The 6,499-nt window shown below is 46.5% G+C and carries 6 protein-coding genes; all 6 read right to left on the reverse strand.

Annotated elements, in window-relative coordinates:
• Positions 1–450 precede the first annotated feature (450 nt).
• Positions 451–1,197 carry a sialidase family protein gene (locus J8I34_RS32845; protein WP_209808362.1) on the reverse strand — a complete coding sequence of 249 codons (747 nt, stop codon included), beginning with the start codon at positions 1,195–1,197 and terminating at the stop codon, positions 451–453.
• A gap of 376 nt (positions 1,198–1,573) precedes the next feature.
• Positions 1,574–2,674, reverse strand: coding sequence for an O-antigen ligase family protein (locus tag J8I34_RS32850; protein WP_209808364.1), 1,101 nt, complete (start codon positions 2,672–2,674; stop codon positions 1,574–1,576).
• Positions 2,671–3,663 carry a glycosyltransferase family 52 gene (locus tag J8I34_RS32855; protein ID WP_209808366.1) on the reverse strand — a complete coding sequence of 331 codons (993 nt, stop codon included), beginning with the start codon at positions 3,661–3,663 and terminating at the stop codon, positions 2,671–2,673. Before J8I34_RS32855 ends, J8I34_RS32850 begins: the two co-directional genes overlap by 4 nt.
• Positions 3,664–3,745: 82 nt before the next feature.
• Positions 3,746–4,795 (reverse strand): pseudaminic acid synthase, encoded by a 1,050-nt coding sequence (gene pseI, locus J8I34_RS32860; protein ID WP_209808368.1) that lies wholly within the window; start codon positions 4,793–4,795, stop codon positions 3,746–3,748.
• Positions 4,788–5,333: a UDP-4-amino-4,6-dideoxy-N-acetyl-beta-L-altrosamine N-acetyltransferase gene (gene pseH / locus J8I34_RS32865; RefSeq protein ID WP_209808378.1), complete on the reverse strand. Its 546-nt coding sequence runs from the start codon at positions 5,331–5,333 to the stop codon at positions 4,788–4,790. Before pseH ends, pseI begins: the two co-directional genes overlap by 8 nt.
• A partial coding sequence (gene pseG / locus J8I34_RS32870) for a UDP-2,4-diacetamido-2,4,6-trideoxy-beta-L-altropyranose hydrolase (RefSeq protein WP_209808389.1) occupies positions 5,311–6,499 on the reverse strand: 1,189 nt, incomplete at its 5' end. The genes pseH and pseG, both read right to left, overlap by 23 nt.

Below are 6,499 nucleotides of genomic sequence, written 5' to 3' on the forward strand. Positions count from 1 at the left end.
CCTTGCGCATCGTCCCGGAAAAAGTCCAAGACACTACGCAACTTCGTCAGAAGTTAACAGAGCCAGAGTTTCAGCCGCTGCGCGTAAACGTCAGCCCAACCGACCCCGGATTTATGCAACAACGCCCATTCGAAGCCTGAGCGGCCCGAATATAGTCGTGTTGCTGGCCTATTGTATCTACATCCACCACCGCACCAATTCACTAACAGTCAAAGACAGACTCGTCTGTCCAAAGTCAGTCGAACAACTTAACCGAAATCTTTCCCAAACTGAAAATGCTTGACCGATGCACAGGAACGATTCTGCGGCGGGCGCATGACACAAAAGTAGAGCTACGGTGAAAATTCCCACCGCCCCCAACGGCAGACATCAAATGTGTCAAAACCACAAAAACCAGCAACGTGGTATTATGGCGCCCCGATGATGGGCCTTCTGATCAACGAACCATTTCTAATTATCAAAGCGCCATTTCAAAGTTTCGATATGCGTTACTCCGTCGGAGCCGGTTGTATAGAACGCAGTAATAAAATTCGGAAACCCTACCATTAATGTAACCGGATACCCTACATCACTGGGTCGCCCAACCGCATCTTTCGTCAAGGTATGTGAAGATCTAACTTCGAATGACTCCCGATCCAGAACCGACACCCGAATTCCCATCGGAGGTTTCCTATATCCGTACGTTAGAATAATCCCCATCGGACTATCGACTAGATTCGCCGGATATCCAGGAATATCGAGTGGCCTGGGCTTAGACCAGCTAGCTCCCTCATCTTCCGAGATCGAAAAATATAAACCGACACCGTCCGGTTCGCCTCGGCCAACCGCTAGCACCCGTTTCCCTCCAAGAGCGAGAAGCGCTGTCTCATTTATTCCCGCCACCTCATCGAGCACATTGGCCTCAAACATGGCGTATATGCTCCAATCTTTGCCGTTTACCGATATAAGAATAAACGGCTCTGTTTTCTTTCCCTCGGCCCGTCTACCATACACAGCTAATAGTTTCACCCCTGTTGGAAGCTCAGCGAAAGCCGAGGAATTATAATTCATAATAAAACTCAATTCTTTCGTATCCAACTCCACCCTTCTCCAATTCGCTCCAGCATTCTCACTAATTCTGATCCACGGACGACCGGAAATATACGTCCGTCCGTTGCTCCGAAAGGCGATAGAATTGTTTAAATCATACTCCTTCATTGCAGGGTTCCACTCATGCCAACCAGGTAGGACTGGTATCGAAATGCATCCATTTCCACAAAAAAATGAGCCCTGCATCCCGCGTAGGGTGGACTGCTTCCAGCTATTCCCGAGATCCAACGATCGGAATGTTAACGGCTTCCGGACAGGGCGTTCGAAATGAGAATTGGTATCCCGCACGGAAAATTCCAAATACAATCCAAAATCGTCACTCCCAAGACTCGGAAATGCCGCATAATCGCCTGTCTTTTTGTAAATCACATCCCTTCTAAGCTGCTCGATCTCTCCATGCGCCGACCCCAAAAGGCCACCCATCAAAATCACTACAATTAAATAACCCCCAAATAACGTCATCACAGAGCACCCGGCAATCTGATCAATTTCGACCCATATCGGATCGTGTGCAGAACAATAGCGATAGCAATGCAAGTGGGCACAACAAGAAATACACCATGTTATGGTAAAATGAAACTAAATATATAATAAAAATATAATTTACAGAAAAATCACGGCTTCCAACGACCAGCTTGAAAAGACAAAAAATATACATCAACAAAAACAATATTCCGAAATCAAATGCAATTCTCAAGTAATCGTTATGCGGTAACAGATCGGTCCCGAAATTTAGTTTGATCACGTCGCGTGCAGCCTCAGAGCCATTCCCGATCACCTTTGAAACCATCGACGAGCTCTGAAACTCATCAAAGATTTGGTTTGTGAGTGCACGACGCAATCCAAAAGAGGCATCCTCACCCTGCGCACCAACTTCTCTAGTGACATACCCCCCTTGATCGACGGAACCCACGTACTCGAATATTGGATATCCCGCGATCAGACCCACAAGCATAGTTACATATATAATAACTTTCCTTCTAATCGAGAAGCCCGAAAACAAAACAACACCCGGTGTTATTAACCATAGTACGATGCTAAGTCTTGTTTGCGTCAGAAAAATTAGAAATCCGATAGCAAAATATCCTACAATTATCATTGTTCGTGACCTAGCCACGGCCGCATAGATTGCAAACACCACCAACAACACAACTGAAAGAACCGTAGGACTACCTACAAAAGAGACAAAGCGATCATTTATATATGCAACTGAAAAGAAAAGCGACGCCGAAATCAAAATTAGATAGATCCAAATCAAAACACGAACGATTTTCGCATCCAAACTAGGCCGCATTGATGAAACGTAGCAGCACATGCCAGTCATTGCCAAAAAAAATAAAGTCGGACGAAGTTGACTGCTATCAGCAACCAGCGGTAACGTACAAATAGTTAAGCCAAAGAACAGAAAAGTTTGCCCGACCGGCCGCGTGACGTATCGACGAGCTACCCAAAGCAATATAGCGCAACAGCAAATTAATGCCAAATATAGGAATTCGAGGAGAAAGCGCTGAGCGACATCGAGGCCGGAAAGATGCAAACATAAACTCGAAAGAATCATTGGCAGTACGCCAACTCTGAATTTCAAATTTGATCGTGCAGAAAGCATATCTTTACCCCAAGCCTCTCCATGATCTCGTTATTAATTTTAAGGTCCGGGACGTCAATCGAATGACAGCGCACGTGACCAGTGGCTTGCGCTAACACCAACAATGTAGTACTCGCAAAGCCATAAAGATCCACGATCATTCCACCCTTAACCAAGTCACCAATGATCTCCTCGGCGATCTTATTGCCTCCGAGCACGTGCAGGCTCTGATCAGCTAGCTTTTCAGATCGTTCTCCGGGGTGTGGAATAACCATTTTTACACCGAACTTTTCAATTGCGTGCTTATAAATTTCCCGCTCACGTCCTGCCGAAACTAAACCATTCTCAGAAAATGGCGCCGTAAGCAAAACTGCAAGTCGCTCCGCACGCGCATCGGCTCGTAGCCTACCCTCCCCCGACGGGAAAAGATCAATATGGTTAACCACTGGTGCATGGCCGAACACATTCTTTAAGCCTTTGAAGATAGTTACGTGACAATCAATATTGGCCACCAGCCAGCGATAACTGAGCCTCTTCATCAAGAGCTCTGCGAGTCTCGTTATTGGTCCGTCGCTGCATTCATAATAATAACCCTCACCACTTACATTTCCCCACCCATCATCGTAGGTGTGCAAAACACCATTCTTGACAAATAACAATATAAGACGGGTAGGAATTTGCTTCAAAGCAGCGACGAAAACTATCCGCCCCACGCCACCCTGAAGAAATCTAGCCCTTCTCAATGCGCTCAAAATGGAAGTGACATTAACTATCGAACGACGTCGGTATTGAAGAAAAAGTGCATTTCTAGCCGTACCACCCAAGCGATCGTAGTAGGCACGATGTTTAGGAGAGTTTGAATTCGAAAAATATATTAAATCGAATTTATTAATTCCTCTTTCCGAAATAATCCTTTCGATAATCAAAACATGAAGCGGGGTGTAGGCGATCATTAATGGAGGATGCTCGACGAAACGTAATTCTTCCATTCGACTCATCCATTTAACATAATTGACCGGACACCATGATTTTCGCTTGGTCATTATTTTGACGCTTAAAATAATGCCTGCTTTAGGCTACATCCTCGACCGTGATCGGTTGCCCTTTGGCTAAATTACACTTTGCAACATGCCCCAAAACGTTATCGTAATGTTTAGGTGCTAGACCAAATCCAGGGCGAATGCTTCTAACGTTGCTCTCTGTGAAAAGTTCTCCGGCTTTGATGTCAGCGACTGCGCAGAGGGACCGCCGAAATTTTACGTTCTCCAATTCGCTGGTAGCTCGTTCGTATGACACCTTTCCGACAGCTCTCCATGCTGTTCGACTAGCGACCACGAGTGCTTCAAGCTCTTTCGGCTCCAATGAAAAAGAGTCATCTGGACCGCCGCCGGTCCTATCCAAGGTGACATGCTTTTCGATCAATGCCGCACCCAACCCAATGCTAGTAATGGCAGTGGTATTGTCGATAGTATGGTCCGAGAGTCCTACAACGACGTCGAATCTGTTCGCTAGATCCCTAATCGTAGCGAGGTTGTAATCCTCCGCTGGACTTGGATAGGCACTAATGCAATGCAAGATAGCTAGTTGATTACATCCAGCATCTATTGCCGATGAGATTGCCTCAGCGATCTCATCGGCATTGGCCATTCCCGTGGAGATTATTAGCGGCTTCCTTGTACTCGCGGCATAGCGGATAAGCGGAAGATCAATGGCTTCAAACGAAGCTATCTTATAAGCCGGCGCGTTTAGATCCTCCAACAGATCAACGGCAGTCCGATCAAACGGAGAGCTGAACATTGCAATCTCGAGCTGCCTGGCCTTCTCGAAAAGAGGTTTGTGCCATTCCCACGGCATGTGAGCCCACTCATAAAGGTCATAGAGTGTCTTACCTGCCCAAGGACCCCTCTCAATACGATACTCCGGTCGATCCGACTTAATCGTGATGGTATCTGGGCGATACGTTTGCAACTTCACAGCATCTGCTCCCGCTTTCGCTGCCATCTCTACAATTTTGAATGCTGTTTCCAAGCTGCCGTTATGATTTGCCGACAATTCTGCGATCAAATATGGGGGGTACTCCACCCCGATCTTTCTTCCTGCAATCGCAATGCTTCTATTCATTTTCCTCTCCCTTGATTCCGAGCCTTACGCGGAAAGCATCTTTGACCTGCCCCCATTCAGAACCGAGCAAGCCCAATTGCACAACATCAATATACCTTTCACCGTCAAAATGATGGTCACGCATCACTCCTTCGATGGAGAATCCAAATTTCTTATGTAATCTCAATACTTGCTCGTTAAATGCGAGCACTTCGCAACGAAGTTTATGCAACCGAAGTTCACCAAACGCCTGTTCTAGCGCACTGAACTCCATCCTTGAGCCGGTGCCTTTTGGCGCGGTCGGGCTCGCATAAAATGCCCACGAAGCTCTCCTGTGTCTGTGATCAATTTCACTGAACCCAACAACACCAAGATCAACTCCAGCATCACCATAAACAAAATACCTCCGTGATGAATCGTCTATAAGACTATCAAACCATTCTTGGTGCTCCGTACGCGAAATCGTATGGGTTGTATACATATTTCTACTAACATTTGGAGCGTTCCGCCACTCAAGTATGGCGTCTAAATCCTTTTCACAGATAGCACGTAGTTTCAATTCGATTCCTGTTCAGTAATAGCGCTGCAACTCTTCGAGTCCCATGACCATCGACCAATGCGGTTATCTTCATACTTCGCACACGCATTAGCTCACTAGAGGGACGCAAGGTTGACAGAGCACGCCGGTAGCATTCAACACTAACAGCAGGAGATTCCCCAAGATAATCAATCAGATCACGCTCTTGGAGATATAGCGAGGACTCGATTTGGTTATCGGCGACGCTGGTAACACTAGCATTTAGTCCCAAAGCGAAGCGCTCCCAGTTGGTTGTTCCCCCAGCACCAAATGCGTAATTGCATCGCCGCATTACCTTCGCAATATTATCGACCTGGACATGCAGATTGATACGGCCGTCATTTCGGATGATTTTTCTGATATCTTCAAGATTCCGATTTTGCGCTCCTACGACAACTTCCACGCCGTCTGGGAACTTCTTAGCCTCGAAACAGGCTCGTAAAAATTTTAATGTTTCATTCGTAAAATCTACGCCACCAAAAAAAACGAAGATTCGGGAGGACGGATCGTAATCAGGTTGGCACAATTGCTGTTGATTACGAGAAAATTCATCACGGAGTAGCGCATATTTAGGCCCTAATAACATAGCGCAATTTAAAGGAACGAGGCTCGCGTAGCGTCGTTCAGCGTTTGGAAAAAGATTCTGGTCAAGGAGCACCTCACAGTCGTGGGCACGATTCGCCAAGTCATCTATAACGAGTCTCGAGCCAACATATGGCTTTAACTCACGTTCCCACTCTATCCCGATTCCGTAATGGTCTATCACTAGCCAATCAACGTAGCCAATTTTCTTTATCACGCCTACTGTGTCTGCCTTATCTTCCTCATAGCTAACCCCAAGCCACGGATAGACATCCTCTCTAGGGGCATTTGGTCTTTCAAGGACGTGGTATGCAAACCCACGAGAGCGTATTAGGTCCAATAGTGACCCGACATGTGCCCTGCATATGAATTCAACGTTTGCTCCACTACTCTTCAATGCAGAGGCAAGCGCAAGGCATCTATGCACATGGCCGCTGCCGATTTTCGAAGAAGCGTCGACTCTAAATGCAACCGTGCATGATTTCATGTGGGAAATGCTGAATAAATCAGTGCGCGAGTCATCGCGGGATTGGGTGAGTGCGTTGTCATAGTCATGTCCATGGTTC

This window comes from Cupriavidus phytohabitans (genome assembly GCF_017815025.1).
Classification (GTDB): domain Bacteria; phylum Pseudomonadota; class Gammaproteobacteria; order Burkholderiales; family Burkholderiaceae; genus Cupriavidus.